The organism is Xanthomonas sp. 3307 (assembly GCF_014199735.1).
Lineage (GTDB): Bacteria > Pseudomonadota > Gammaproteobacteria > Xanthomonadales > Xanthomonadaceae > Xanthomonas_A > Xanthomonas_A rydalmerensis.
Map to the genome: position 1 here is coordinate 621,705 of NZ_JACHOG010000001.1, position 25,823 is coordinate 647,527.

Sequence of the window (25,823 nt, forward strand, 5' to 3'; positions counted from 1 at the left end):
TCGGCACTTTCGTCAGAAAGTCACAACCTGCGTTTCCAGTTAGGAGAGAAACTGTGAACACCCCGACCCAACGGCGTGCAACCCGCCGTACCCTGCTGTGTGCCTCCGTCGCCGGCGTTCTCGCCACCCTCGCAGGCCCTGCCGCCTTCGCCCAGGAAGCGGCCACCAACCTCGACCGCATCACCGTCACCGGCTCCAACATCCCGCGCACCAATACCGAGACCCCGGCACCGGTGCAGGTGGTGAGCCGCCAGGAAATCGACCGCAGCGGCAAGACCTCGCTGGGCGAGTACCTGCAGACCCTGACCGCCAATGGCGCTGGTGCGGTTCCGAAGAGTTTCGGCCAAGGCTTCGCCGGCGGCGGCTCCGGCATTTCGCTGCGCGGCCTGGGTGCCGGTTCCACCCTGGTACTGCTGAACGGCCGACGCATGGCCACCTACGGCCTGGCCGACGACGGACAGAAGGTCTTCACCGACCTGAGCACGATCCCGCTGGACGCGGTCGAGCGGGTCGAAGTGCTGAAGGACGGCGCCTCGGCGATCTACGGCTCCGACGCCATCGCCGGTGTGGTCAACATCATCCTGCGCAGCGACTTCCAGGGCGCGATCCTGCGCGGCTCCTACGGCATCTCCGGCGATGGCGACGGCGATGCGCGCAAGGCGACCCTGACCGCCGGTACCGGCGACCTGTCCCGCGACGGCTGGAACGCATTCTTCAGCCTGGACGTGGGCAAGACCGACGCGATCAAGATCGGCGACCGCAAGGATCGCAAGTGGATCGGCACCGGCGACATCCGCCGCTGGGGCTACGCGGCGCAGGACGCGCAGTTTCTCGGCGGCGCCTACCGCAGCGGCGGCACCAACATCGGCAGCCTGAACGGCCCGAACGGCTCGGTGTTCGACACCAGCGGGCAACTGGTCGCGCTGCCCGGCTGCGCCGGCCTGACCACCATCCCGGGGCAGAACGAGGCTACCTCGCAGGCGCAGGGTTGCCTGTGGGATCCGGTGCAGCAGTTCCGCGACCTGTCACCCGAAGAGAAGTACGTCAACGTGTTCGGCCGCGCCAGCTTCGCCTTTGGCGAGGGCGGCGAGATCTACACCGAGATCGGCTACTCGAAGAAGAACACGGTCTTTTCCAATACCCCCTCCAACGTGTCCGGCGGCTGGGGCTACCCGGGCGGCCCGGTCAACGCCAACAGCGGCCCCGGTGCCACCGTGCTCTATGCCGGCCATCCGGACAACCCGCTGCCCTACGACGCGCGCGTGCGCTACAGCGCCTGGGACGTGGGTCCGCGCGTTACCGACAACACCAACGAGTTCAACCGCTTCCTGGTCGGCGTGAAAGGCAACTGGGGCGACTGGAGCTACGACACCGGCTATTTGCACTCCGGCACCGTCCTGACCAGCACGCGCACCGGCTTCCTGCGCTATAGCGCGGTGCGTTGCGTGCTGGGCAATCCGGCCTGCCCGGCCGGCACCTGGCGCATCGGCGACAACGCCAACCTGAACTCGCAGGCGCTGTACGACTACATCTCGCCGACCATCAACGCGCGTGCCAAGTCTGGCCTGGACATGTTCAACTTCACCGTCTCGCGCAGCCTGGCCGACCTCAAGGGCGGACCGCTGGGCCTGGCGCTGGGCGCGGAATGGCGCAAGACCAGCAACAGCCTGACCCCGCAGACCTACACCGATATCGGCGACATCATCGGCCTGGGCTATTCGGCCTACGACGGCACCCAGAACGTCTATGCCGGCTACGTCGAATTGTCCGCACCGGTGCTGGAGCAACTGGAACTGTCGGCGGCACTGCGCTACGACAAGTACGACGGCGGCGACGGCAAGGCCACGCCGAAGCTTGGCGTGAAGTGGACCCCGGCCGAGTGGATCGCGCTGCGCGCCAGCTATGCGGAAGGCTTCCGGGCGCCGAACCCGGCCGAAAACGGCAACGGCGGCCTGGCCGCGTTTTCCAATGCGGCCGATCCGGTGCGCTGCGCGATCAGTGCCAGCGAGTGCGGGACGCGTTCGGTGGCGATCATCACCCGCCCGAACCCGGCGCTGAAGCCCGAGGAATCCAAGAGCTACTCGGTGGGCTTCGTGCTGCAGCCGACATCGACGACCTCGCTGACCGTGGACGGCTGGGAGATCAAACGCACCAACGAGATCGCCCCGAGCAGTACCCGCGATGCGATCCTTGCCGGCAACGTGCTGCGCGACAGCAACAACATCGGCGGCGTCCCCAACAGCGGCACCATCCTGGCAGTCAACACCGGTTACGTGAACGCGAACTCCTCGCGCGTGCGCGGCATCGACACCGACATCCGCCAGACCTTCGCGATCGGCCCGGGCCAGTTGGAGCTGGACGCGCAGTGGAGCCACCTGCTCAAGTTCGAGCGCACCGAAGGCGGCAGCACCGTCGACTACGTGGGCACGCACGGCAACTGCGACGTGACCAACTGCATCGGCACGCCGCAGGACCGCATCAACTTCGGCACCACCTGGAAGCAGGGCAGCTGGAGCGTGAGCGGCGTGGTGAACTACATCGACAGCATCGAGAACAAGGACAGCCGCGGCGGCGAGTACCAGGCGTTCTACGCCGATGGCACGCCGGTCAAGAAGATCGCCTCGTTCACCACCTTCGATCTGTCGGGCCGCTGGAACATCACCGAGGCATTCGAACTGAGCGCGTCGGTGGAGAACCTGTTCGACCGGATCGCGCCGCTGGATCCGACCACCTACGGTGCGGTCAACTACAACCCGCTGCACGTCAGCGGTGCGATCGGCCGCTACTTCACGGTGGGCGCGAAGTACACGTTCAACTGATGGCCAAGGTCGGACTGCAGTAACGAAAAGCCCGGGCGAAAGCCCGGGCTTTTTTCTGCATGAGCGACTCACACGCATCGGTACTCATGCGCACGCTGCCGCCGCGCGAGCGCTCGCAGTCCGCGATCAGCGATCAGCGATCAGCGATCAGCGACCAATGATCAGCGATCAGGCGCGGTGGTAGGGATGATTGGCCAGCATCGCCGCAGCGCGGTACAGCTGCTCGGCCACCACCAGCCGCACCAGCATGTGCGGCAGGGTCAGCGGCCCCAGCGACCAGGATTCGCTGGCGACCGCCAGCACCTCCGGCGAATGGCCCTCGGGCCCGCCGATCAGAAAGGCCAGATCGCGCCCCTGCCCACGCCAGTGCTCCATGCGTTGCGCCAGTTGCTCGGAACTGTGCTGCTTGCCCGGCACGTCCAGCGCCACCACCAACGCGTTCTTCGGCAGCGCCGCCAGGACCCGGCGGCCCTCGTCCTCGATGGCGCGTTGCGCATCGCGGCCCTTGCCACGCAGGCCGGGCTCGATCTCGACCAGGTCCAGCGGCAGCCAGTGCGAGAGCCGCTTGCGATACTCGGCGAAGCCCTGCGCCACCCAGGCCGGAGCACGCTCGCCGGTGGCGATGAGGCGCGCCTTCATCGCCGCGCGCGCCGAGGGCGCATCACCAGCGCTGGTCCAGAAGCATGGCGTCGTACATCGCGTCGTCCAGTTCCTGCTCGGCCAGCCGCGCTCGCTCGCGCTCACGCTTCAACCATTGCTTGAGCGTATCGGCACTCCGCACGGCAGCGCGATCGTCGGCACAGGAGCGGATCTCCTCCTGCACTTGCCGCTTGATCTGCGCCAACAGCGCATCCAGACGCTGCGGTTGCGGGGCGCGACCGTCGTAAAGACCGTAACGCCCCATGAAGTCATCGACCAGCCCGGCCAATGTCTGCTCGACCTGCTGCAGCTGCGTGGCGAACAGGCTGTTGTAATCGCGGATGCGCTCCTCCGCCATCGCCGCGATGCCGGCCTGATCCAACTGACCGATCTCCAGTTGCAGTTCCAGCAACGCCAGCAGATCGTCGTCCTGATAGGCCTGGTTGAGGCGCTGCATCAAGGCGGTCTTGCGCGCGCGCTGCTGCGGATCGGGTTCGCGGTCCGGATGCAGCGCAGCCACCAGGTTGCGATACAGCGCGCGCCGTGCCTGTTGCGGGTCGGCAGCGACCTGCGTGGCCTTGCCGGCACCGGCACGGCGGCGCCTGTCGCGCTGCTGGGCGCGCCCGGCCGCATGCGCCTGCTGTGCGTGCAGACGCTCCTGGACCTGCGCATACAACGCCTCGGGGGACTGGATGTGCGCCAGTTCCTCTTCGGTCAGCCCGAACTCCTCGCCGACCACCGACTTCAACAGCGCCTCGGATTCGGCCTGCCCCTGCTCGAAGCCGATCGGGCTATGGCGATCGTAGATGTCCTTCAGCGCGTCGTTGTCGCCGTCCTCGATCAACAGCGCGGCCAGTTCGCAGATGCACTCGGACAGATCGGCGCGATCGCGCTTGCTCAACTTGTAGGCCGCATGCGCCGCATCCAGTTCCCGCAGCAACTGCCCCTGCGCAGCGTCGCGCTCTCGCAGCAAGGGATCGACCTGCTCGTGGAAACGCTGCTCCCACCGCGGCAATGCGTCCTGCCATGCATGCAACTGGGCGCGGGTGCGCTCCAGACCCTTGACCAGGGAATCGAACCGCTTGCGCGCCGGCGTCGCGCGTGTCGATGCGACGGCGCCGACGCGGCCACGGACCGGCAACGCATCGCCGGCCGTGGTGCACGAGGGGTCCTGCCGCTTAGGCATCGCGTGCCGTGTCGTCGCCGTCGTCGTCGCCTGGCGGCTGGTCGCCGACCGTCCACAGCCGCTCCAGCGCATAGAACTCGCGCACCCGCGGCAGCATCACGTGCACCACCACGTCGCCGAGATCGACCAGCACCCACTCGGCCTCGCGCTCGCCTTCCACGCCCAGCGGCATCACGTCCAGGCGCTTGGCGAACTTGATCACTTCGTCGGCGATCGACTTGACGTGGCGGGTGGAGGTACCGGACACGATGACCAGGTAATCGGTGACGCTGGACTTGCCGCGCACGTCGATTTCCGCGATGTCCTTGGCCTTGAGTTCCTCGACCGCCTCGCGGACGTGGGCGAGCAGGACCGGCAGCGGCGGCGGCGGATTGGGGACTTGGGTCTTGATGACGTGGGCTTGACTGGACAAAGCGGCGAACTCGATGGAATGGGGCGAATTATAGGCGACCCCGGCAGGGCACGTATTCAGCCAGCGGGGGCGGCGCCGGGCGCATACAGGCCATGGTCGCGGATGTAGGCCGCCACCGGCGCCGGTAGCAAGGCCGCCCAGTCCTCGCCGGCGGCGATGCGCGCGCGCACCAGGCTGGCCGATTCGCTGCGCAGCGGTTGCCGCAGGCACCACAGCCGCCCGCCCGGCGCGCGGGTCAGCGCCTGCGGCGTGTCGGCCCAGCGCCCGGCCACCGCCTGCGCCAGTTCCGCCGGCACCGCCCGCTCCCAGCCGCTGCCGGCGCGGTCAGCGACGATCAGATGCGCGGCCTCGAGCAGCGCCCGCCATTCGCGCCAGCCGCTGAAGCCGACGAAGCTGTCGCTGCCGATCAGCAGCGCCAGCGGCGCGTCGGCACCGAGTTCGGCCCGCAGTTCGCGCACCGTGTCGATGCTGTAGGACGCCACGCCGGGCCGGGCCTGCGCGCGGCGCAGCTCGTGCAGGTCCAGCAGCAGCCCGGGCGTGTCGGCGATCGCCAGCGCCAGCATCGCGCAGCGCTGCTGCGCATCGGCGCCGGGCGCCGGGCGATGCGGCGGATCGGCCGCCGGCATCAGCCGCACCGGCACCCCGAACGCATCCCGCGCCGCCCGCGCGATCGCCAGGTGGCCGTTGTGGATGGGATCGAAGGTGCCGCCGTAGACGAGGGTGAGAGGCCGGGATTCGGGATTCGGGATTCGGGATGAACCAGCCGCCTGCGCGGGATCGCCGCTGTTGCCAATCCCCAATCCCAATTCCCCAATCCCAGCCGTCATACCACCAACAACCGCACCGCCCGCGCCTCGGCGATCGCCAGCAGCAGGCGCTCCAGGGCGATCCAGGCGTCGCCGTCGGCGCGGCCCTTGGCGATGCGGTCGATGCGACCGGCCTCGGCGGCGAAGCGTTCCCAGCGGCGCGGTTCGGCGTGCCGCTGCAGGGCGCGCTTGAACGGCGCCTGCCGCGATTCCCAGATGCCCTGCCCTTTCATCTCCGCCGCCAGGTTGCCGCCGGCGGCCTGCACCTTGGCCAGGGCGGCGGTGCGCAGCAGTTCCTTGATCAGGATCGGCAGCAACGCGGCCACTGCCTCGCCCTCGGCGCGCAGGCCGGCGAGCATGCGCCGCACCGCCGGCGCTTGGCCGCCGAGCGTGGCCTCGGCCAGGCGGAACACGTCGTAGCGCGCGGCATCGGCGACCAGCGACTCCATCGCCGCCACGTCCAGGCCCTGGCCGTCGGTCAGCAGGGCCAGCTTGTCGATCTCCTGCGCCGCCGCCAGCAGGTTGCCTTCCACCCGCTCAGCCAGGCGTTGCACCGCGCCGGCATCGGCGCGCAGGCCCTTGCTGCGCAGGCGCCGCTCGATCCAGTCGCCCAGTTCGTGCGGCTTGATCGCCCAGGCCACGGCGATGGTGCCGATGCGCCCGACCGCGTCGGCCCACTTGCCCTGATGCGCCTTGCTCCACTCGTTGCAGGTGATCAGCAGCACCACATCCGGCGGCGGGTCGGCGCAGAACGCAGCGATGACCTCGCCGCCCTCCTTGCCGGGCTTGCCGCTGGGCAGGCGCAGCTCGATCAGGCGTTGCGCGCTGAACAGGCTGGGCGCATTGAAACTGGAATACAGCTGGCCCCAGTCGAAATCGCGGCCGTCGGCATCGAACACCTCGCGCTCACTGATGCCGGCGGCGCGCGCGCGCGCGCGCACCGCGTCGGCCGCCTCGAGCACACGCAGGGTTTCCGGTCCGGCGATCAGGTAGACCGGCTGCAGCGGCTGCGATGCCGGCTGGGTGGCGAGTTGTTCGGGACGCAGTTCCATGGCGACAGCCTACGCTGCGGCGGCCGCATGCGGCGAGCGCCGCGCACCCGCGCGGGGCGGCGGCGATGGCAGCGGACGGACGCTCAAGGCTGCGGCGTGGTCGCCGGCTTGCCGTCGACCGGCTTCCCTTCGACCGGCGTGCCGTCGGTGGACGGCGGCGCGGCGTTGACGTCCTTGCCGTCGCGTACCTGGGCCCGCACCACGCTGTCGATCCGGCGCAGCATCGACGCCGACATCTCGCGGCGCAGTTCGTCGGCGAGGATCTCGCGCTCGGTGGAGGTACCGGTCGCATCGGTCGGCGGCGACACGTAGTCGCGCGACAGTTCGATCACCTGCTGCGGCACCAGCACGCTGCCGTCGGCGCGCAGGAACACGAAGATCGCCGCGTAGCGCAGGCTGTACTCCTGGGCACGGCCCTCGGCGTCGAGCGCGATCGGCAGGTCGCCCCAGCGCTCGGACAGCACTTCCAGGCGGGCCACGCCGGTATTGACGTCCTTGGGTGCGATCTCGGCGCCGGCCGCGCGCAGGCCGCGCTCGAGCAGCTTGGCCAGCTCGCTGTACGGTGCCGAGGACACCACCTTCACCGACGGCGTGTCGGCCGGCAGGGTCAGCTTGTTGCGCAGGTGGAAACCGCAGGCGGTCAGGGACGCCGCGAGGACGAAAGCGAGCAGGAGTCGGGTCATGGACACAGTCTGGAGGAGCCGGCTGGGCGCGGCAACAGGCGGCTAGCCTGCCGCACGCTGCGTGAACGCGGGTTGAGACCTGCCGCGCCGCGCAGCCGCGGCGCGACCGGAGCGGCGCGCCGGCTCACGCCGCCACCAGGTTCACGATCTTGCCGGGCACGATGATGATCTTGCGGATGCTCAGCCCTTCCAGGAACTTGGCCGCATTCGGCTCGGCCTGGGCCAGCGCCTCGATCTGCTCGCGCGGGGTGTCGGCACCGACCTCGATGGTGCCGCGCAGCTTGCCGTTGACCTGCACCGCCAGGGTCACCGCGTCGCGCACCAGCGCGGCCGGGTCCGGCTGCGGGAACGGCACGTCCTCCAGCAGCGTCGGCGCATGGCCCAGCGCCTGCCACAGCGCGTGGCTGGCGTGCGGGGTGATCGGGTTGAGCAGCAGCACCGCCGCTTCCAGCGCTTCCTGGCGCACCGCGCGGCCCTGCGCGCTGGTGTCGTCGAACTTGGCGAGCGCATTGGTCAGCTCCATCACCGCGGCAATGGCGGTGTTGAAGCTGTGGCGGCGGCCGTAGTCGTCGGCGACCTTGCCGATGGTCTCGTGGGTCTTGCGCCGCAGCGCCTTGTGCTCGGCGTCCAGCGCGGCCGGGTCCAGCGCCGGGGCGGCGCCGTCGGCGACGTGCTTGTGCACCTGCGCCCACAACCGGCGCAGGAACCGCGCCATGCCGTCCACGCCGGCCTCGTTCCACTCCAGCGACTGCTCCGGCGGCGCGGCGAACATCGAGAACAGGCGCACCGTGTCGGCGCCGTACTTGCCGACCATCGCCTGCGGATCGACGCCGTTGTTCTTGGACTTGGACATCTTCTCGGTGCCGCCGATCAGCACCGGCTGGCCGTCGCCCTTGTGCACCGCGCCGATCACCCGCGCCTTGTCGTCGCGCTGCACGTCCACGTCGGCCGGGTTGATCCAGTCCTTGGAGCCGTCCGGGTTCTGCCGGTAGAAGGTCTCGGCGATCACCATGCCCTGGGTCAGCAGGTTGGTGGCCGGCTCGTCGCTGTCCACCAGGCGCGCGTCGCGCAGCAGCTTGTGGAAGAAGCGGAAATACATCAGGTGCAGGATCGCGTGCTCGATGCCGCCGATGTACTGGTCCACCGGCAGCCAGTAGTTGCCGCGCTTGTCGACCATGTCCTTGGCGCCGGGCGAGGTATAGCGCGCGTAGTACCAGCTCGACTCCATGAAGGTGTCGAAGGTGTCGGTCTCGCGCTCGGCCGCCGCGCCGCACTGCGGGCAGGTGGTCTTGCGCCATTCCGGGTCGGTCTTCAGCGGCGAACCGGTGCCGCTCAGGGCCACGTTCTCCGGCAGCAGCACCGGCAACTGGTCTTCCGGCACCGGCACCGCGCCACAGCTTTGGCAGTAGATCACCGGGATCGGGCAGCCCCAGTAGCGCTGGCGGCTGACGCCCCAGTCGCGCAGGCGGTAGTTGACCCGGCGCTGGCCCTGGCCCTTGCGCTCGAAGCGCTCGGCCAGCGCCTCGAACGCGCCCTGGAAGTCCAGCCCGTCGAACTCGGCGGAATTGACCAGTTCCAGCTCGCGGGTCTTGTCGCCGTACCAGTCCTGCCAGCGGGTCGGGTCGTAGCTGCGCTCGTCGTCGTTCTTCGGCGCCTTCAGCGCGATCACCTGGCGGATCGGCAGGGCGTACTTGCTGGCGAATTCGAAATCGCGCTGGTCGTGGCCGGGCACCGCCATCACCGCGCCGGTGCCGTAGCCCATCAGCACGAAGTTGGCGACCCACACCGGCACCTGCTCGCCGCTGATCGGGTGCACCGCGGTCAGGCCGGTGGCCATGCCGCGCTTTTCCTGGGTTTCCAGTTCGGCCTCGGAGACGCCGCCCTGCTTCAACTCGGCCAGCAGTGCGGCCAGCTCGGGATTGGATTTGGCCGCATGCAGCGCCAGCGGATGCTCGCTGGCGATGGACACGAAGGTCACGCCCATCAGCGTGTCCGGGCGCGTGGTGAACACGCGCAGCGGGTCCAGCGCGCTACCGTCGGCGTCGCGCACGTCGAACTGGATCTCCAGGCCCTCGGAGCGGCCGATCCAGTTGCGCTGCATGGTCTTGACCGACTCCGGCCAGCCCGGCAGCTGATCCAGGCCGTCCAGCAGTTCCTGCGCGTAGTCGGTGATGCGCAGGAACCACTGCGGGATCTCGCGCTTCTCCACCAGCGCGCCGGAGCGCCAGCCGCGGCCGTCGATGACCTGCTCGTTGGCCAGCACGGTCTGGTCGATCGGGTCCCAGTTCACCACCGCATTGCGGCGGTAGGCCAGGCCCTTGCGCATCAGCCGGGTGAACATGCGCTGCTCGTGCACGTAGTACTCGGGCCGGCAGGTGGCGAACTCGCGCGACCAGTCGATGGCGTAGCCCAGCGACTTGAGCTGGCTGCGCATGTGGTCGATGTTGGCGTAGGTCCACTTCGCCGGCGCGGTCTTGTTCTTGATCGCGGCGTTCTCCGCCGGCAGGCCGAACGCGTCCCAGCCCATCGGCTGCAGCACGTTCTTGCCGATCATGCGCTGGTAGCGGCTGATCACGTCGCCGATGGTGTAGTTGCGCACGTGGCCCATGTGCAGCGCCCCGGACGGGTACGGCAGCATCGACAGGCAGTAGAACTTGGGCTTGTCGGAGGTCTCGTCGACCTCGAAGGCGCGGGTGGCGTCCCAGAACTGCTGGGCGGACGATTCGACCTGCTGCGGGTCGTAGGCGGTGGGCTCGACGGCGGACATGGAAACGGGCAAGGGCCAGGCGGCAACAAAGCGGGCAAGGGTACCGCAGCGCAGCAGGCGGCTCCAATCGTGGCGACGGACGGCAGCGGCGCCGGATGCCCCGGCGTCCTCCGGCAGGCGCCGGAACCGTGGCTGCAGCGCGATGGGCGAGGCGGCGGCACAGGCCGGCAGCGGCCCTGCCGCAGCCTGCCTCCACGGCCGACTGCGCAAGTCCGACGGGGTCAGCCGCGGCGCGGCACGGCCTGCGGCCCCGGCGAGCAGGCCAGCAGTGCCAGCCAGCCCCACCACAGCAGGAACACCAGCCGCTGCGCCAGCGCCGGCGACAGCAGCCGGTCCAGCGCGAACGCACCCAGTGCGACCAGCAGCGCCACCATCAGCGCCAGCGCGGCCCAGCCGCGCGCGGCGGGATCGCGGCGCGCGCCCAGCCCCAGCAGGGCCGCGGCCGCCACCAGCGCCACCACCCACAGCAACCAGGCGCTGGCATGCAACTGGGTCGCGCGCGCCTCCAGGTCGGTCGGGTCCAGCGACAGCAGGCCCATGCCGGCGAAGGCCAGGCCGGCCAACAGCAGCAGTTGCCCGCCGACCCGCAGCGACCAGGGCGCGTGGCGGCCGGCACGACGCAGCAGCCGCAGCGCCAGCCCCATCGCCAGGCACCCCGGCAGCACGAACGCCAGCAGGTTGAACGCCCAGGCATGCGGGATGCCGCGCGCGCCGAGCAAGGCCAGCGGATGCGACCACGGCAGATACCCAGGGAGGACCGCGCCAAAGCCCAGCATCGCCGCCACCGCGGCTATCGCCAGCAGCGGCCCGATCCAGCGCACCACTCGTTCGCTCACGTCGCCCATCCGCTACCGTCCTTTCGCGCCGCGATGGCGCCTACAGCCGGGCATTGTCGCCGCTGCGGCCGCCGCCGGCACGCATGGCACGGTGCCGCCACCCTTGCATCGGCGCCGCGGCGCCTCCATACAGAGCGTCCTCTCGCCTGCGATGACGCCGCCCATGTCCGATACGCCCCACGTTTTCGACGCCAAGACCGAGACCTTCGAAGCCGAGGTGCTGCAACGCTCGTTGCAGACCCCCGTGCTGGTGGACTTCTGGGCGCCCTGGTGCGGCCCGTGCAAGACCCTGAGCCCGATCCTGGAAAAGCTGGCGGCCGAGTACAACGGCGGCTTCGTGCTGGCCAAGGTCGACGTGGACCAGGAGCAGCAGATCGCCGCGGCGTTCCAGATCCGCTCGGTGCCGACGGTGTTCCTGGTCCAGGGTGGGCAACTGGTCGACGGCTTCCCCGGCGCCCTGCCCGAGGGCCAGTTGCGCGAGTTCCTGACCCAGCACGGGATCACGCCGCTGGCGGCGCAGGAACCGGCCGAAGACGTGCCGGCGGCGCCGCTGGACCCGCACGCCGAGGTGCAGCGCCTGCGCGAAGCAGTGGCAGCCGAACCGGACAAGGACGAGCTGAAGCTCGACCTGGCCCTGGCCCTGGTCAAGATCGGCGACGCCGCCGAGGCCGAGACCCTGATCGACGCGCTGCCGGCCAACCTGGCCACCGACGAGCGCGCGGTGCGCGCCCGGGCGCGACTGGGCTTCGTCGGCGCGCTGCAGGCCGCGCCGCCGCTGGAAACGCTGCAGGCCACGCTTGCGCAGGATCCGACCGATCTGAAGGCGCGCTACCTGCTGGGCGTGCGCCACCTGGTCGGCGGCGACGACGCGGCCGCGCTGGAGCAGTTCCTGGAGATGCTGCGCCAGGACCGCGCGTTCGAGGATGGCCTGCCGAAGAAGGCGTTGATCGACGCGTTCCGCGTCATCGAGGACGAGGACCTGGTGGGGCAATATCGCCGCAAGATGTCCGCCCTGCTGTTCTGAGATTACAATCTCAGGTCCAGCGGCTGACTACGGCGTCTCCAGCCACTGCGACGGACGGACGCGCCCCGGCCTGACCCCAGGATGCCGCGATCAGGGACGAACGCTGCCTGCCGCCCCGCAGGAGCGCCGGCCTGATCTTTTGCCGGATGTATGCCGTGAACCAGTTCGATCGCCGTATGGCCTCGCCCACCCGCACATCGTGGTCAGGCGCGCGCAGGCTGGGCGGCCTGCTGTGCTGGGTCGGCCTGCTGTTCGCCCCCAACGCGCTGGCGCAGGACTGGCACTACCGGGTGCGCCCCGGCGACACGCTCTGGGATCTCGGCAGGCTGTACCTGCGTCCGGGCATGGACTGGGCGCGGTTGGGCCAGCACAACCAGGTCGCCGATCCGCAGCGGCTGGTGCCGGGATCGCGCCTGCGTTTTCCGGTCGCCTGGCTACGCGTGCAACCGGCGCCGGCGCGGCTGGTCGCCCTGCGTGGACAGATCAGCGTGCAGACCGCCGACCAGGCGACGCTATCGGCGCAGCAAGGCATGCCGCTGCCGATCGGCAGCGCCCTGCAGACCGGCGCCGATGCCAGCGCGACCGTGCAGTTCGCCGACGGCTCGCGCATGCAGGTGCGTGAGAACAGCCTGGTGCGCTTCGACCAGCTCGTCCGCTACGGCGCCACCGGCATGGTCGATACCCGGGTGCGGCTGGAGAAGGGCCGCACCAGCAACGACGTCATCCCCGCCACCGGCCCCGCCTCGCGCTACATCATCCAGACCCCGAGCAGCACCAGCAGCGTGCGCGGCACCCGCTTCCGGGTCGGCGCCGGCAGCGGCAGCGCGTTCGCCAGCACCGAGGTGCTGCAGGGCGCGGTGCGCGTCGGCGGCCACGGCGGCCAGCGCCTGCTGCAGCCAGGCGAGGCGGCGCGGGTCGCCACCGGATCGGCGCCGCAGCAGGAAGCGCTGCTGCCGGCGCCGATCCTGGACCTGGCGCACAGCCATCTGAAACGCCCGCCCTATCTGCTGGCCTGGGCGCCGCTGGCCGGCGCCAGCCGCTACCGCCTCGAGGCGGTGGACGCGCAGCAACGCGAGGTGCTGCGCTTCGCCCAGGAAACAGAGGCCACCGCACTGGCGCTGGACGCGCTGCCGGCCGGCGACCTGCGGCTGCTGCTGCGCGGCATCACCGCCACCGGCGTGGAAGGCGAGGACGCCGAGCAGCCGCTGCAGGTCTCGGCCACGCCGCTGCCGCCGCTGACCGTGCAACCGCTGCACGAGCAACAGCTACGTATCGCGCGGCCGCGCTTTGCCTGGACCCGCAACCCGGAGGCAAGCAGCAGCGTGCTGCAACTGGCGCGCGATGCGCGGTTCCAGGACCTGCTGCTGGAGCAGGAGACCGACGCGACCCATCTGCGCGCGCCGCAGCCACTGCCGCCCGGCACCTACTTCTGGCGCCTCGCCTCGCGCGATGCGCAAGGCCGGCAAGGCCCGTTCGGGCAGGCGCTGACGCTGCATCTGAGCGATACGCCGGTCGATCCCGGCCTGGCGCCGGCGCAGGCCGAGCGCGGCACGCTGACCCTGCGCTGGCAGCCGGATCCGGACGCGCGCCATTACCGGGTGCAGTTGGCGCGCGATCCCGCGTTCCGCCGCGGCCTGCTCGAGCGCACCGTGACGCAGCCGCAGGTCGCGCTGCCGCGGCCGCGCCGCGGCACCTGGTACGTACGCATCCAGACCCTAGACGCGGATGGCGAGGCCGCGCCGTTCTCGACGCCGCAGACGCTGGACCTGCCCTGCCGCTACTGCAAGCTCGGCACGGCCGGCGGTGCGCTGCTGCTATGGCTGGCGTTGTGAGCGCCGCGCTGCTGCGGCGCGTGCTGGTGGCGCTCGCCGCAGCCGCACTGGCCGCGGCACTGAGCCTGGGCGACGTCACCGGGCGACTGGACAACGCGTTGTACGACGCGACGATCGCGCAGGCGCCGCGTCCGGCCGATCCGCGCCTGCTGCTGATCGCGATCGACGACCGCAGCCTGCAGATGCTGGGCCAGTGGCCATGGCGGCGCGACCTGCACGCGCGCCTGCTCGACCGGCTCAGCGCAGCGGGCACCGAGCGGGTGGCGCTGGACCTGCTGTTCAGCGAACCCGACCAGCAACACCCGGACGACGATGCGCGCCTGGCCGCGGCACTGCGGCGCAACGGCCGCACCGTGCTGCCGGTGATCGGCAGCGCCAGCGACGCGGACATGCCGCAGGAGCTGCTGCCGATCCCCGCCATCGCCACCGCCGCGGCGGCGCTGGCGCACACCGACATCGCGATCGATGCCGACGGCGTCGCGCGCGGCGTCTACCTGCGCGCCGGGCTCGGCGGTGCGCACTGGCCGGCATTGGCCGCGGCCCTCACCGGCCGCGCGCTGCCGCCGGCGCCGGCCACCACCGACGCACCCTATGCCTGGCATCGCGCCGACTACGTCGGCCTGCGTTTCGCCGCGCCGTCGGCACCGTTCGCGCAGGTGTCCTATGTCGACGTCGTACAGGGCCGGATTCCGCTGCAGTCGCTGGGCGGACGCCTGGCGATCGTCGGCGTCACCGCCACCGGCCTGGGCCAGCGGGTGATGACGCCGATGTCCGATGCGCGCTGGATGAGCGCGCCCGAATACCAGGCCAACGTCGCGGCGATGCTGTTGCGCGGCGACCCGATCCTGCCGTCGTCGCGCACTGCCCAGGTGGCCGGGTCCGCGCTGCTGGTGCTGCTGGCCTGCCTGGGCACGCACTGCGCGGGCGGGCACCGATGGCGCTGGCTGGCACCCCTGGCGAGCATGGCGGTGGTCGCCGGCGGCAGCCTGCTGTGGCTGCTGCTCAGCAGCCGCTGGTTCGCGCCAGGAGCGGCCCTGCTCGCCCTGGCCGTCGTCGCGGCCGGCCAGTTGTGCCTGCACGCGGCGCACTGGCGCCGTCAGGCCCATCGCGATGCCCTGACAGGGCTGGTCAACCGCCACGGCTTCGAACATGCCTTCGCCCAGGCGCTGGACGAGGCGCGGCGCAGCGGGCGGCCGCTGACGCTGATCATCGTCGATGTGGATCATTTCAAGCGCTACAACGACACCCTGGGCCATCGCACCGGCGACCGCGCGCTGAAGCTGGTGGCCGCCGCGGTGGCGCGGCATGCGCGGCATCCGCGCGAGGTCGCCGTGCGCTTCGGCGGCGACGAGTTCGCCATGATCCTGCCCGCCACCGATGCCGCCGATGCCGGCCGCATCGCCGCGGCGCTGGTCGAGGAGATCCGCGGGCTGTCGCTGCGCGCGCCCAACGGCAGCCTCGCCATCACCGCCAGCCTCGGCGTGCACAGCGCCTGCGTCGCCGCGGACACCCGCGAGCGCGACTTCTTCGAGCTGGCCGACACCGCGCTGTACCGCGCCAAGCGCGCCGGACGCGACGGTTATGCGCTGAGCGACGACCCGGCGGAGCACCATACGCATGCGTCTGGTAACCTGCCGCCCACCGTTCCGCCCACCGCCGCACCATGAAGCCATCGCTGTTCCGCCTCGGCCTGAACCTGTGGCCGCCGTTCCTGTGCGCTGGCATCCATGTGACCGCGCTGAGCGCGGACTATCGCCACGCGCGGGTCGAACTGCGCATGCGCCCGTGGAACCGCAACTACGTGGGCACCCATTTCGGCGGCAGCCTGTTCGCCATGACCGATCCGTTCTGGATGCTGCTGACCATGCAGAACCTGGGCCGCGACTACTACGTCTGGGACAAGGCCGGCAGCATCGAGTTCGTGCGCCCGGGCCGCGGCACGGTCAGCGCGCAGTTCGACCTGGACCAGGCGCTGCTGGACGACCTGCGCGCCGCCACCGCCGGCGGCGACAAGCATCTGCGCTGGTTCGAGACAGACGTCGTCGACGCGCAGGGCGAGGTGGTGGCGCGGGTGCGCAAGCAGCTGTACGTCAAGCGCAAGCCGCCGCGCTAGCGCGCCTGCCGCCCGCGGGTTCGCCAAGGCCGGCGCCGCATCTGCGCAGGCGGACACATAGCGCATGCGACACCGACCGCGCCGTCAGTGTGCGCGGCGCCGCGACGCGGGCCGCATGGGCGGGCCCCGGCCCAATCGCAGCTGCACGGCCGCGCCGCGAGACCATGCGGCGCCGCACCAACGGCCATCACGCGCCGCTACACTACGCGGATGTCGCCCGATCTCCCCGCTCCCGCTACGCGCCCGTCCCTGCAACGGCTGTTCTTCACCGGCCTGCTGACCCTGCTGCCGATCTGGCTGACCTGGGTCGTGGTCAAGTTCGTGTTCGTGCTGCTCTCGGGCATCAGCAGCCCTTGGGTGGTGCCGCTGTCGGTCCGCATCGCCGCCTCGTTCCCGCGCGAACTGGGCTGGGCCACCGCACAATGGGTGCAGAACACCATCGCCCTGATCGCCACCCTGGCGGTGATCCTGCTGGTCGGCATCCTCAGCCGACGCATGATCGGCCAGCGCCTGTTGCGCTGGTTCGAGGCGGTGATGCGCCGCATCCCGCTGGCCAGCGTGGTCTACGACAGCGTGCGCAAGCTGGTGGACATCCTGCAGACCCAGCCCGGCAGCACCCAGCGCGTGGTGCTGATCGACTTCCCGCACCGGGACATGAAGTCGGTGGGCCTGGTGACGCGGGTGATCAAGGAACAGGGCACCGGCCGCGAACTGGCCGCGGTGTACGTGCCGACCACGCCCAACCCGACCTCCGGCTATCTGGAGATCGTGCCGGTGGAGCTGCTCACGCCCACCGACTGGAGCGTGGACCAGGCCATGAGCTTCATCATCTCCGGCGGTGCGGTGGCGCCGGAGAGCGTGCCCTTCACCCGGACCATGGACCGCTGACGCCCATGCGCCACGGCACGCTCGACGATCGCGCCGTCCGCCTGTTCATCGCCCTGGCGGCGTTCTTCTGCGTCAACGCCGCGCTGGCCGAGTTCATCGGGGTCAAGATCTTCGCCTTCGAAGACACCCTGGGCATCGCGCCGCTGAACTGGAACCTGTTCGGGCAGACCGGCTCGATGAACTTCACCGCCGGCACCCTGCTGTGGCCGCTGGTGTTCATCCTCACCGACACCATCAACGAGTTCTTCGGCCGCCGCGGCGTGCGCTTCATCTCCTGGCTGGCGGTGGCGCTGATCGGCTATGGCTTTCTGTTCGCGTTCGCCGCGATCGCGCTGGCCCCGGCCGGCTTCTGGGTCACCGCGGCGCAGAACCAGGGCGTGCCCGACTACCAGGCCGCGTTCGCCGCGGTGTTCGGCCAGGGCATGTGGACCATCGCCGGCTCGCTGGTCGCGTTCATGGCCGGCCAGCTGATCGACGTGGCGGTGTTCCACCGCATCCGCAGCGTGACCGGCGAAAAACACGTGTGGCTGCGCGCCACCGGCTCCACCGCGGTGTCGCAGCTGATCGACAGCTTCGTGGTGATCTACATCGCCTTCGTGCTCGGTCCGCAGCACTGGTCGATGCAGCTGTTCCTGGCGGTGAGCACGCTGAACTACATCTGCAAGATGCTGCTGGCGGTGCTGCTGATCCCGTTGCTGTACCTGATGCGCCGGCTGATCACCGACTACCTGACCCCCGAGCGCGCCGAACAACTGCGCGAGGAAGCCGCCGCCGACTGAACGCCGGCACACGCGCGAGCGCGCCGCATGCTCTTGCGCGCGGCCGTCGTGCAGCGCCGCAGACGTCGGCACCGCCTGGCCCGCGATGGCGTGGCAGCGACCGGCGGCCGGGGCCGCGGGCGCCGGCGGGGACGCGGTACGGGTGGCCTCCGCGGTGCGGATCGGGCAAGCTCCTCGCTCGCTTGTCGTTGGAGCCCGCAATGCCGCCCCGCTTTTCCCGCCTGCTGTCCCTCGCCATCGCTACCGCCCTGAGCCTGTCGCTGGCGGCCCCGGCGGACGCGGCCAAGAAGAAGACCACCAAGCAGACCACCGCGCAGACCCGCGCCAAGGCGAGCAAGGCCCGCAAGGCGCGGCCGGCGCCGGCTCCGGTGGTGCTGACCAAGGCGCAGCAGTTGAACCGGCTGTACGACGATTACTGGGAAGCCTCGCTCAAGCTCAACCCGCTGCAGGCCACCTTCCAGGGCGACAGCCGCTACAACGACCAGTTGCCGAACTTCCTCTCGGCCGCGTTCCGCCAGCAGTCGCACGACTTCACCGTGGAGTGGCTGGGCAAGGCCGAGGCGATCGGCAAGGACGGTCTCAGCGGCCAGGACCTGCTCAGCTACGAGATCTTCGTCGGCGACGCGCGCAATGCGCTGGAGGCGGAGAAGTACCCGAGCTGGATGCAGCCGGTGAACCAGTTCTACAACGTCGGCAGCATCATGGTGATGCTCGGCTCGGGCACCGGCGCGCAGCCGTTCCGCACGGTCAAGGACTACGACAACTGGTCGCGGCGCGCGCTCGGCATCCCGGCACTGTTCGACCAGGCCATCGCCAACATGCGCGAAGGCATGAAGGCCGGCGTGGTGCAGCCGCGCGCGCTGATGGAGAAGGTGCTGCCGCAGCTGGATGCGATCATCAAGCCGACCGCCGAGGAGAGCCTGTTCTGGGGTCCGGTGCGCAACCTGCCGGCGGACATCCCCGAGGCCGAGAAGCAGCGCATCACCGCCGAGTACAAGCGCCTGATCGAATACCGGATCATGCCCGCCTACCGCTCCCTGCGCGGCTTCATCGCCACCGAGTACCTGCCGGCCACGCGCACCACCGCCGGTGTCGGCGCCCTGCCCGGCGGCGATGCCTGGTACGCCTGGAACGTGCGCCAAAGCACCACCACCGACCTGACCCCCGCGCAGATCCACCAGATCGGCCTGGACGAGGTGGCGCGCATCCAGGGCCAGATCCAGGCGGTGATGAAGCAGGTGCGCTTCCGCGGCTCGATGCAGAAGTTCTTCAAGTTCATGCAGACCGACAAGCGCTTCGCCTTCAAGAGCGAAGACGAGCTGCTGACCTATTATCGCGGCCTGGAAGGCCGGGTCGACGCGGCGGTGCCGCGCATGTTCTCGCTCAAGCCCAAGGCCGCGTTCGAGATCCGCCCGGTCGAACCGTACCGCGCGCAGTCGGCCGCCAGCGGCTCGTACATGCGCTCCAGCGAGGACGGCCGCCCCGGCATCTTCTACGTCAACACCTACGACCTGCCCAGCCGCAAGACCTGGGATGCGGAAGACCTGTACCTGCACGAGGCCATTCCCGGCCACCACTTCCAGCTCGGCCTGCAGCAGGAGCTGACCAACCTGCCCAAGTTCCGCCGCTTCGGCGGCGAGACCGCCTTCATCGAAGGCTGGGGCCTGTATGCCGAATCGCTGGGCAAGGACCTGGGCCTGTACCAGGATCCGTACAACTATTTCGGCTACCTGCAGAACGAGCTGTGGCGCGCGATCCGCCTGGTGGTGGACACCGGCGTACACAGCAAGGGCTGGACCCGCGAGCAGGTGATCGATTACATGCTGCAGAACTCGGCCACCAGCCGCACCGATGCCGAAGCCGAGGCCGAGCGCTACATGGCCATCCCCGGCCAGGCGCTGTCCTACAAGATCGGCGAGATGAAGATCATGCAGCTGCGCGACTACGCCCGCGCGCAACTCGGCGCCAAGTTCGACATCCGCGAATTCCATGCCGAAGTGCTGAAGGACGGCTCGGTGCCGCTGAACGTCCTGCAGGAAAAGATCGAGCGCTGGGTGGCGAGCAAGAAGGGGTGAGCGGGAGGCCGCTCCTCCCGCGGAACATGCGACCTGAAACGTCGCGGGATTTTTGTAGGAGCGGCTTCAGCCGCGACCGGGCACGCGGTCATGCCTGGTCGCGGTTGACCCACACAACACGCCAATTTCATCACACCGGCGACGGTGCATACCCCATTGTGGGAGGGGCTTCAGCCCCGGCGACGTTGAGTACCACGCGTCGGGACTGAAGTCCCTTCCACAGTGCAATCCCCGGCATGCCGAGCCGCTGAAATCGCACCGCGACAGCGGCAGGAACTGCAACGACGTTCGTTTAGTGCTATCGCCCTCCCGTTGCTCCCATCCCACTCGGTGCGGACAGCACGCCAGTTCCATCAGGGCATTGGGCGCGCATGAACCCACTTGTGGGAGGGACTTCAGTCCCGACGCCTTTCACTGCAACGCGTCAGTACTGAAGTCCCTCCTACAAAAGCCGGAGGCGACTGACCAGCCCCGACATCCGCTGAACCACCAGCGAAGACGTCGTGCGGTCAAGTACGAGATAACCGGCCTCATCGCTACACCGATGCCAAACCCCGCGCCAGCTGCGCGATGTCCTGCGGCGTAGTGCGACAACAACCACCGATCAGGCGAGCGCCAGCCACACGCCAGTCGGAGAGGTGGTCGGCCAGGGTGCCGGCATCGGCACTGTCGGCCTGCCAGCATTTACGCTCGGCGTCGTAGTGTTCGCCCGCGTTCGGATACACCACCAGCGGCAACCGCGCCAGCGTCCCCAGCTGGCGCAACGCTGCGGTGGCGAGCGATGGCGCGACGCAATTGACGCCGAGCGCGACCACCTGCGGGTGCCCGTCGAGCAACGCCACCGCCTCGCGCAAGGGCGTGCCATCGCTGAGATGCGCAGCATCGCGCAAGGTGCCGGCGAACCAGGCGACAATCTGTGGAAATTCTTCCAGCACCTGCAGCAACGCTGCCATTTCCGCCAGCGACGGTTGCGTTTCGCAGGCCAGCAGATCCACGCCGGCCGCAACCAGGGCGGCGATGCGCGGGCGGTGGAACTCACGCATCCGCGCCGGCGCCAGCACGTAGTCGCCGCGATACTCCGCGCCGTTGGCCAGGAAGGCGCCGTACGGACCGACCGAGCCGGCGATCAGCAAGGTGCCCGCCTGCGGATGCCGCGCGAGATGCGCCTGCCGCGCCTGCTGTGCCAGTTCCACGCTGCGCGCGATCAGGCGCTGCGATTGCGCGAGGTCGATCCCGCGCGCGGCGAAGCCCTGCGGCGTGGCCTGGTAGCTGGCGGTGATCGCGCACTGCGCGCCGGCGGCGAAATAGTCCTGATGCACCTGGCGGATCAGGTCCGGCTGTTCCAATAGGATCTTCGCCGACCACAGCGGATCGCGCAGATCGCAGCCGCGCCGTTCCAGTTCGGTGGCCAACGCGCCATCGAGCACCAGGCACCGGTCCTCGGCCAGCAGCGCGGCGAGCGGGTTGTGCGGCATGGCGCGGCCTCGCAGCGACGGAATGCGCAGTGTCGCAGACGACAGCGATGCGGTCGCGACGCTGCGCTATCCTCCGCAGATGGATCGCTCGATTTCGCTCGCACCGGCTCAAGCCATGACCTTCACTGCACTGACCCCGATGTTGCGCTGCGCCGACCTGGCTACGGCGCTGGCGTTCTATACCGATACGCTGGCGTTTCGCCTCGACGGTGGCGCGGTGGCGACGGGCTGGGTGTCGCTGCGGCACGGCCCGCTGGCACTGATGCTGGCCGCGCAACACACCGAGGCCGACACCACCGCTGCCAGCACTGCCTCCTCGCTGTACTTCCGCACCGACGAGGTCGATGCCTGGTGGCAGCGGCTGCAGCCACATGGGCGCATCGTCTATCCGCTGCAAGACTTCGCCTACGGCATGCGCGAGTTCGCGCTCCGCGATCCGGACGGCCATCTGCTGCAGTTCGGCCAGGCGCTGTGCCGATGAGCCTGACCCTGGACGGCCTGCACCACGTGGCGATCATCGCCTCCGACTACGCGCGCTCCAAGGACTTCTATAGCCGCATCCTGGGCCTGCCGGTGATCGCCGAGGTCTACCGCGACGCGCGCGACTCCTGGAAGCTGGACCTGGCCCTGCCCGATGGCAGCCAACTCGAACTGTTCTCCTTCCCTGCGCCACCACCGCGACCCAGCCGTCCGGAGGCCTGCGGGCTGCGCCACCTGGCGCTGCGCGTGCGCGACCTGGATGCGGCCGTCGCGCACCTGCACACACACGGCGTGGAGGTCGAACCGATCCGCATGGACGCGTACACCGGCCGCCGCTTCACCTTCTTCGCCGACCCCGACGACCTGCCACTGGAACTGTACGAGCGCGGCTGAACGCCTGCCGCCGGCCACGCTGAACCGCATGCCGCAGTGCGGATTCCCAGCACCATACGCTTGGGTATACAGTCGGATCAGGCTGGCTATCGCGCCGGCCGCACCGAACATCCCTCGGGAGGGGAACATGCGCACGACCTTCAAGACCCTGATGCTGGCCCTGCCGCTGAGCGCGGCGGCATTCATGGCGCACGCCGCCGACACCTCGCCGGTCGGCCGCTGGCAGACCATCGACGACGAAACCGGCAAGCCCAAGTCGATCGTGCAGATCGAACAGGCCGCCAACGGCACGCTGAGCGGCAAGGTGGTCGAGATCCTGCAGTCCAACCACGGCCCGAACCCGATGTGCGACAAGTGCGACGGCGAGCGCAAGGGCAAGCCGATCAAGGGCATGACCATCCTGTGGGGCCTCAAGCCCGACGGCACGGCGGTGTGGGACGGCGGCTCGGTGCTGGACCCGGCCAAGGGCAAGACCTACAAGGCCAAGGTCACCCTCACCGACGGCGGCAAGAAGCTGCAGATGCGCGGCTACATCGGCATCGAAGCGCTGGGCCGGACGCAGACCTGGATCAGGGAGTGACAGAAGCCGGGATTCGGAAGTCGGGATTGGGGATTCGCAGAAGGGGTGCCGCTGCCTGATTTCCGTTCTGCAAGCACTCTATTGAAGGCGCCTGCACAGGCGCCTTTTTACTGGGCGCGCGGATTTGCAGGCGCCGACCAAGCGCTTGACCAATCCCGACTCCCCAATCCCGAATCCCGGCTCCATGCAATAATCCCCGGCCCCCAGCATCGCCGGCCGCCATGACCACCGCTCTCGTCACCACCGCCCTGCCCTATGCCAACGGACCGCTGCATCTGGGGCATCTGGTCGGCTACATCCAGGCCGACATCTGGGTGCGCGCGCGGCGGCTGCGCGGCGACCGTACCTGGTTCGTGTGCGCCGACGACACGCACGGCACGCCGATCATGCTGGCCGCGGAGAAGGCCGGGGTCACCCCGGAAAGCTTCATCGCCGCCATCCAGGCCAGCCACGAGCGCGACTTCGCCGCGTTCGGCGTGGCCTTCGACCACTACGACTCGACCAACTCGGCCGCCAACCGCGCCCTGACCGAGGCGTTCTACGCCAAGCTCGACGCCGGCGGCCACATCGCGCGGCGCTCGGTGGCGCAGTTCTACGACCCGGCCAAGGGCATGTTCCTGCCCGACCGCTACATCAAGGGCATCTGCCCGAACTGCGGCAGCGCCGACCAGTACGGCGACAACTGCGAGGTCTGCGGCGCCACCTATTCCCCGACCGAACTGAAGGAACCGAAGTCGGTGATCTCCGGCGCCACGCCGGAGCTGCGCGATTCGGAGCACTTCTTCTTCGAGGTCGGCCGCTTCGACGGCTTCCTGCGGCAGTGGCTGGCCGGCGACGTCGCCCTGCCCGGGGTCAAGGCCAAGTTGATGGAATGGCTGGACAGCGAAGGCGGCCTGCGCGCCTGGGACATCTCCCGAGACGCGCCGTACTTCGGCTTCCAGATTCCCGGCCAGCCGGGCAAGTATTTCTACGTGTGGCTGGACGCGCCGATCGGCTACCTGAGCAGCTTCCAGACCCTGTGCGCGAGCCTGGGCGAAGCGTTCGAGCCGCACCTGGCCGCCGGCACCGCCACCGAGCTGCACCACTTCATCGGCAAGGACATCGTCAACTTCCACGGCCTGTTCTGGCCGGCGGTGCTGCACGGCACCGGCCACCGCGCGCCGACCCGGCTGCACGTCAACGGCTACCTGACCGTCGACGGCGCCAAGATGTCCAAGTCGCGCGGCACCTTCGTCATGGCCCGCACCTACCTGGACGTGGGCCTGGAGCCGGAAGCGTTGCGTTACTACTTCGCTGCCAAGTCGTCCGGCGGCGTCGACGATCTCGACCTGAACCTGGGCGACTTCGTGGCGCGGGTCAATGCGGACCTGGTCGGCAAGTTCGTCAACCTGGCCAGCCGCTGCGCCGGCTTCATCGACAAGCGCTTCGCCGGCAAGCTCGCCGACGCGCTGCCGGACCCGGCGCAGTACACGCGCTTCGTCGCCGCGCTGGCGCCGATCCGCGACGCCTACGAGCGCAACGACCCGGCCAGCGCGATCCGCCAGACCATGGCCCTGGCCGACGAGGCCAACAAGTACATCGACGAACACAAACCCTGGGTGCTGGCCAAGCAGGACGGCGCCGGGGCGCACCTGCAGGCGGTGTGCACGCAGGGGCTGAACCTGTTCCGGGTACTGGCCGCCGCGCTCAAGCCGGTGCTGCCGCGCACCTGCGCCGAAGCCGAGGCGTTCCTGTCGGCCCCGCTCGGCGCCTGGGACGACCTGCAGGCGCCGCTGCTGGCGCACGTGATCCAGCCCTACACCCCCTTGTTCACCCGTATCGACCCGAAACTGCTCGACGCCATGACCGACGCCTCCAAGGACACCCTCGCCCCCGCCCCGGCCGCCGCGGCCCCTGCCGCCAAACAGGAAGCAAAGGCCGCCACCAATCCCCAATCCCCGCTCCCGAATCCCGGCGTCATCGGCATCGACGACTTCGCCAAGCTCGACCTGCGCATCGGCAAGGTGCTGGCCTGCGAGTTCGTCGAAGGCTCGGACAAGCTGCTGCGCTTCGAACTGGATGCCGGCGAGCTGGGCAAGCGCCAGATCTTCTCCGGCATCCGCGGCAGCTACGGCGAGCCGGACAAGCTGGTCGGCCGCAACGTGGTGTTCATCGCCAACCTGGCCCCGCGCAAGATGCGCTTCGGCCTCAGCGAGGGCATGATCCTGTCGGCGGGCTTCGACGGCGGTTCCCTGGCCCTGCTCGACGCCGACAGCGGCGCGCAACCGGGCATGCCGGTGCGGTGACGGCCGGGATTCGGGAGTCGGGATTGGGGATTGGTTGAGCGCACACCCTCGGCCCAGTCGAGCCCATGAACTGCTGTTGCGAATCCCTAATCCCAAATGCCGAATCCCAGCGCCCTCGCGCTCTTCGACTTCGACCACACGGTCACCACCGCCGATACCTATTCGGGGTTCCTGCGCCGTGTGGCCACGCCGGCGCAGCAGGCACGGGCGCGCTGGACGGTCGGGCCCTGGCTGGCCGGCTATCGGCTGGGCCTGGTGTCGGCGGCGGCGCTGCGCACGCGGGTCACCCGGCTGGTGTTCGCCGGACGCGACGCGGACGACATCACCCGTCAGGCCGAGCACTACGCGCGGGAGGCGCTGCCGTCGCTGTTGCGGCCGGAGATGATGCAGCGGATCGCCTGGCACCAGGACCAGGGGCATGCCGTGGCGCTGGTCTCGGGTTCGCTGGATCTGTATCTGCAGCCCTGGTGCAAGCAGCATGGGCTGCACCTGATCTGCAATCGCCTGGAAGTGCAGGACGGGCGCCTGACCGGCCGCTATCGCCACGGCGACTGCGGGCCGCGCAAGGCCGCGCTGATCCGCGTGCAATACGACCTGAGCACCTATCGGCGCATCTACGCGTATGGCGACAGCCGCGAGGATCGGCCCATGCTGGCGCTGGCGCACGAGCGCTGGTACCGCGGGCGCCGGATCGCCTGA

22 protein-coding genes are annotated in these 25,823 nt (G+C 69.7%); 13 read left to right on the forward strand and 9 right to left on the reverse strand.

The features are described 5' to 3' along the window. Window positions 1-53: 53 nt before the first annotated feature. Window positions 54-2,819: a TonB-dependent receptor gene (locus tag GGR64_RS02605; protein ID WP_184643765.1), complete on the forward strand. Its 2,766-nt coding sequence runs from the start codon at window positions 54-56 to the stop codon at window positions 2,817-2,819. 168 nt (window positions 2,820-2,987) lie between these two features. On the opposite strand, the gene rlmH is transcribed toward GGR64_RS02605, so the two are convergent. From rlmH to GGR64_RS02645, 8 genes are all read right to left on the reverse strand, one after another. Next, entirely contained in the window at window positions 2,988-3,458 is a 471-nt protein-coding gene (gene rlmH / locus GGR64_RS02610; RefSeq protein WP_010340439.1) for a 23S rRNA (pseudouridine(1915)-N(3))-methyltransferase RlmH, read from the reverse strand. Window positions 3,459-3,480: 22 nt separating this feature from the next. Further along, window positions 3,481-4,644, reverse strand: coding sequence for a J domain-containing protein (locus GGR64_RS02615; RefSeq protein WP_260302626.1), 1,164 nt, complete (start codon window positions 4,642-4,644; stop codon window positions 3,481-3,483). Further along, on the reverse strand, window positions 4,637-5,056 hold the full coding sequence (gene rsfS / locus GGR64_RS02620) for a ribosome silencing factor (RefSeq protein WP_160968290.1): 420 nt from the start codon (window positions 5,054-5,056) through the stop codon (window positions 4,637-4,639). The genes GGR64_RS02615 and rsfS overlap by 8 nt, the downstream gene beginning before the upstream one ends. Window positions 5,057-5,112: 56 nt before the next feature. Further along, entirely contained in the window at window positions 5,113-5,805 is a 693-nt protein-coding gene (gene nadD / locus GGR64_RS02625) for a nicotinate-nucleotide adenylyltransferase (RefSeq protein ID WP_160968371.1), read from the reverse strand. Between the two features lie 74 nt (window positions 5,806-5,879). Then, complete coding sequence (gene holA, locus GGR64_RS02630; RefSeq protein ID WP_184643767.1) at window positions 5,880-6,914, reverse strand: DNA polymerase III subunit delta; 1,035 nt, start codon at window positions 6,912-6,914, stop codon at window positions 5,880-5,882. Between the two features lie 83 nt (window positions 6,915-6,997). Beyond that, a complete protein-coding gene (lptE, locus tag GGR64_RS02635; RefSeq protein WP_160968286.1) occupies window positions 6,998-7,597 on the reverse strand; it encodes an LPS assembly lipoprotein LptE in 600 nt (199 codons plus the stop codon). A gap of 124 nt (window positions 7,598-7,721) precedes the next feature. After that, the gene (gene leuS / locus GGR64_RS02640) at window positions 7,722-10,364 is read right to left on the reverse strand and encodes a leucine--tRNA ligase (RefSeq protein WP_184643769.1); all 2,643 of its coding nucleotides are present in this window, start codon (window positions 10,362-10,364) and stop codon (window positions 7,722-7,724) included. A gap of 221 nt (window positions 10,365-10,585) precedes the next feature. Further along, entirely contained in the window at window positions 10,586-11,209 is a 624-nt protein-coding gene (locus GGR64_RS02645; protein WP_184643771.1) for a DUF998 domain-containing protein, read from the reverse strand. Window positions 11,210-11,363: 154 nt separating this feature from the next. On the opposite strand from GGR64_RS02645, the gene trxA reads away from it, so the two are divergent. The 7 genes from trxA (at window position 11,364) to GGR64_RS02680 (ending at window position 19,911) form a co-directional block, all read left to right on the forward strand. Continuing rightward, window positions 11,364-12,224, forward strand: a complete 861-nt coding sequence (gene trxA, locus GGR64_RS02650; protein ID WP_184643773.1) for a thioredoxin — start codon at window positions 11,364-11,366, stop codon at window positions 12,222-12,224. 155 nt (window positions 12,225-12,379) lie between these two features. Then, entirely contained in the window at window positions 12,380-14,056 is a 1,677-nt protein-coding gene (locus GGR64_RS02655) for a FecR domain-containing protein (RefSeq protein WP_326520297.1), read from the forward strand. Then, entirely contained in the window at window positions 14,053-15,723 is a 1,671-nt protein-coding gene (locus GGR64_RS02660) for a CHASE2 domain-containing protein (RefSeq protein WP_184643775.1), read from the forward strand. The genes GGR64_RS02655 and GGR64_RS02660 overlap by 4 nt, the downstream gene beginning before the upstream one ends. Next, entirely contained in the window at window positions 15,720-16,169 is a 450-nt protein-coding gene (locus tag GGR64_RS02665) for a DUF4442 domain-containing protein (protein ID WP_184643777.1), read from the forward strand. The genes GGR64_RS02660 and GGR64_RS02665 overlap by 4 nt, the downstream gene beginning before the upstream one ends. Before the next feature lie 210 nt (window positions 16,170-16,379). After that, window positions 16,380-17,057 (forward strand): DUF502 domain-containing protein, encoded by a 678-nt coding sequence (locus GGR64_RS02670; RefSeq protein ID WP_184643779.1) that lies wholly within the window; start codon window positions 16,380-16,382, stop codon window positions 17,055-17,057. A gap of 5 nt (window positions 17,058-17,062) precedes the next feature. Further along, the gene (locus tag GGR64_RS02675; RefSeq protein WP_184643781.1) at window positions 17,063-17,836 is read left to right on the forward strand and encodes a queuosine precursor transporter; all 774 of its coding nucleotides are present in this window, start codon (window positions 17,063-17,065) and stop codon (window positions 17,834-17,836) included. Between the two features lie 200 nt (window positions 17,837-18,036). After that, entirely contained in the window at window positions 18,037-19,911 is a 1,875-nt protein-coding gene (locus GGR64_RS02680; protein WP_160968272.1) for a DUF885 family protein, read from the forward strand. A gap of 536 nt (window positions 19,912-20,447) precedes the next feature. Here the strand turns inward: GGR64_RS02680 and mmuM are convergent. Then, window positions 20,448-21,386 (reverse strand): homocysteine S-methyltransferase, encoded by a 939-nt coding sequence (mmuM, locus tag GGR64_RS02685; protein WP_160968270.1) that lies wholly within the window; start codon window positions 21,384-21,386, stop codon window positions 20,448-20,450. A gap of 115 nt (window positions 21,387-21,501) precedes the next feature. On the opposite strand from mmuM, the gene GGR64_RS02690 reads away from it, so the two are divergent. The 5 genes from GGR64_RS02690 to GGR64_RS02710 all read left to right on the forward strand — a co-directional run bounded on the left by GGR64_RS02690 (window position 21,502) and on the right by GGR64_RS02710 (window position 25,823). Beyond that, window positions 21,502-21,867 (forward strand): VOC family protein, encoded by a 366-nt coding sequence (locus tag GGR64_RS02690; protein ID WP_184449213.1) that lies wholly within the window; start codon window positions 21,502-21,504, stop codon window positions 21,865-21,867. Then, on the forward strand, window positions 21,864-22,259 hold the full coding sequence (locus GGR64_RS02695; RefSeq protein WP_160968266.1) for a VOC family protein: 396 nt from the start codon (window positions 21,864-21,866) through the stop codon (window positions 22,257-22,259). The genes GGR64_RS02690 and GGR64_RS02695 overlap by 4 nt, the downstream gene beginning before the upstream one ends. Before the next feature lie 127 nt (window positions 22,260-22,386). Then, a complete protein-coding gene (locus GGR64_RS02700; protein WP_017910211.1) occupies window positions 22,387-22,839 on the forward strand; it encodes a DUF2147 domain-containing protein in 453 nt (150 codons plus the stop codon). A gap of 221 nt (window positions 22,840-23,060) precedes the next feature. Next, window positions 23,061-25,124 (forward strand): methionine--tRNA ligase, encoded by a 2,064-nt coding sequence (gene metG, locus GGR64_RS02705; RefSeq protein WP_184643783.1) that lies wholly within the window; start codon window positions 23,061-23,063, stop codon window positions 25,122-25,124. A 96-nt stretch (window positions 25,125-25,220) separates the two neighbouring features. Then, complete coding sequence (locus tag GGR64_RS02710) at window positions 25,221-25,823, forward strand: HAD family hydrolase (RefSeq protein ID WP_184643785.1); 603 nt, start codon at window positions 25,221-25,223, stop codon at window positions 25,821-25,823.

What these genes read in the sequence shown, in the direction of transcription:
- rlmH (WP_010340439.1), bottom strand. Translation starts at nt 3,458, where the DNA reads ATGAAGGCGCGCCTCATCGCCACCGGCGAGCGTGCTCCGGCCTGGGTG.
- GGR64_RS02615 (WP_260302626.1), bottom strand. Translation starts at nt 4,644, where the DNA reads ATGCCTAAGCGGCAGGACCCCTCGTGCACCACGGCCGGCGATGCGTTG.
- holA (WP_184643767.1), bottom strand. Translation starts at nt 6,914, where the DNA reads ATGGAACTGCGTCCCGAACAACTCGCCACCCAGCCGGCATCGCAGCCG.
- lptE (WP_160968286.1), bottom strand. Translation starts at nt 7,597, where the DNA reads ATGACCCGACTCCTGCTCGCTTTCGTCCTCGCGGCGTCCCTGACCGCC.
- leuS (WP_184643769.1), bottom strand. Translation starts at nt 10,364, where the DNA reads ATGTCCGCCGTCGAGCCCACCGCCTACGACCCGCAGCAGGTCGAATCG.
- GGR64_RS02645 (WP_184643771.1), bottom strand. Translation starts at nt 11,209, where the DNA reads ATGGGCGACGTGAGCGAACGAGTGGTGCGCTGGATCGGGCCGCTGCTG.
- trxA (WP_184643773.1), top strand. Translation starts at nt 11,364, where the DNA reads ATGTCCGATACGCCCCACGTTTTCGACGCCAAGACCGAGACCTTCGAA.
- GGR64_RS02665 (WP_184643777.1), top strand. Translation starts at nt 15,720, where the DNA reads ATGAAGCCATCGCTGTTCCGCCTCGGCCTGAACCTGTGGCCGCCGTTC.
- GGR64_RS02670 (WP_184643779.1), top strand. Translation starts at nt 16,380, where the DNA reads ATGTCGCCCGATCTCCCCGCTCCCGCTACGCGCCCGTCCCTGCAACGG.
- GGR64_RS02675 (WP_184643781.1), top strand. Translation starts at nt 17,063, where the DNA reads ATGCGCCACGGCACGCTCGACGATCGCGCCGTCCGCCTGTTCATCGCC.
- GGR64_RS02680 (WP_160968272.1), top strand. Translation starts at nt 18,037, where the DNA reads ATGCCGCCCCGCTTTTCCCGCCTGCTGTCCCTCGCCATCGCTACCGCC.
- mmuM (WP_160968270.1), bottom strand. Translation starts at nt 21,386, where the DNA reads ATGCCGCACAACCCGCTCGCCGCGCTGCTGGCCGAGGACCGGTGCCTG.
- GGR64_RS02690 (WP_184449213.1), top strand. Translation starts at nt 21,502, where the DNA reads ATGACCTTCACTGCACTGACCCCGATGTTGCGCTGCGCCGACCTGGCT.
- GGR64_RS02695 (WP_160968266.1), top strand. Translation starts at nt 21,864, where the DNA reads ATGAGCCTGACCCTGGACGGCCTGCACCACGTGGCGATCATCGCCTCC.
- GGR64_RS02700 (WP_017910211.1), top strand. Translation starts at nt 22,387, where the DNA reads ATGCGCACGACCTTCAAGACCCTGATGCTGGCCCTGCCGCTGAGCGCG.
- metG (WP_184643783.1), top strand. Translation starts at nt 23,061, where the DNA reads ATGACCACCGCTCTCGTCACCACCGCCCTGCCCTATGCCAACGGACCG.
- GGR64_RS02710 (WP_184643785.1), top strand. Translation starts at nt 25,221, where the DNA reads ATGCCGAATCCCAGCGCCCTCGCGCTCTTCGACTTCGACCACACGGTC.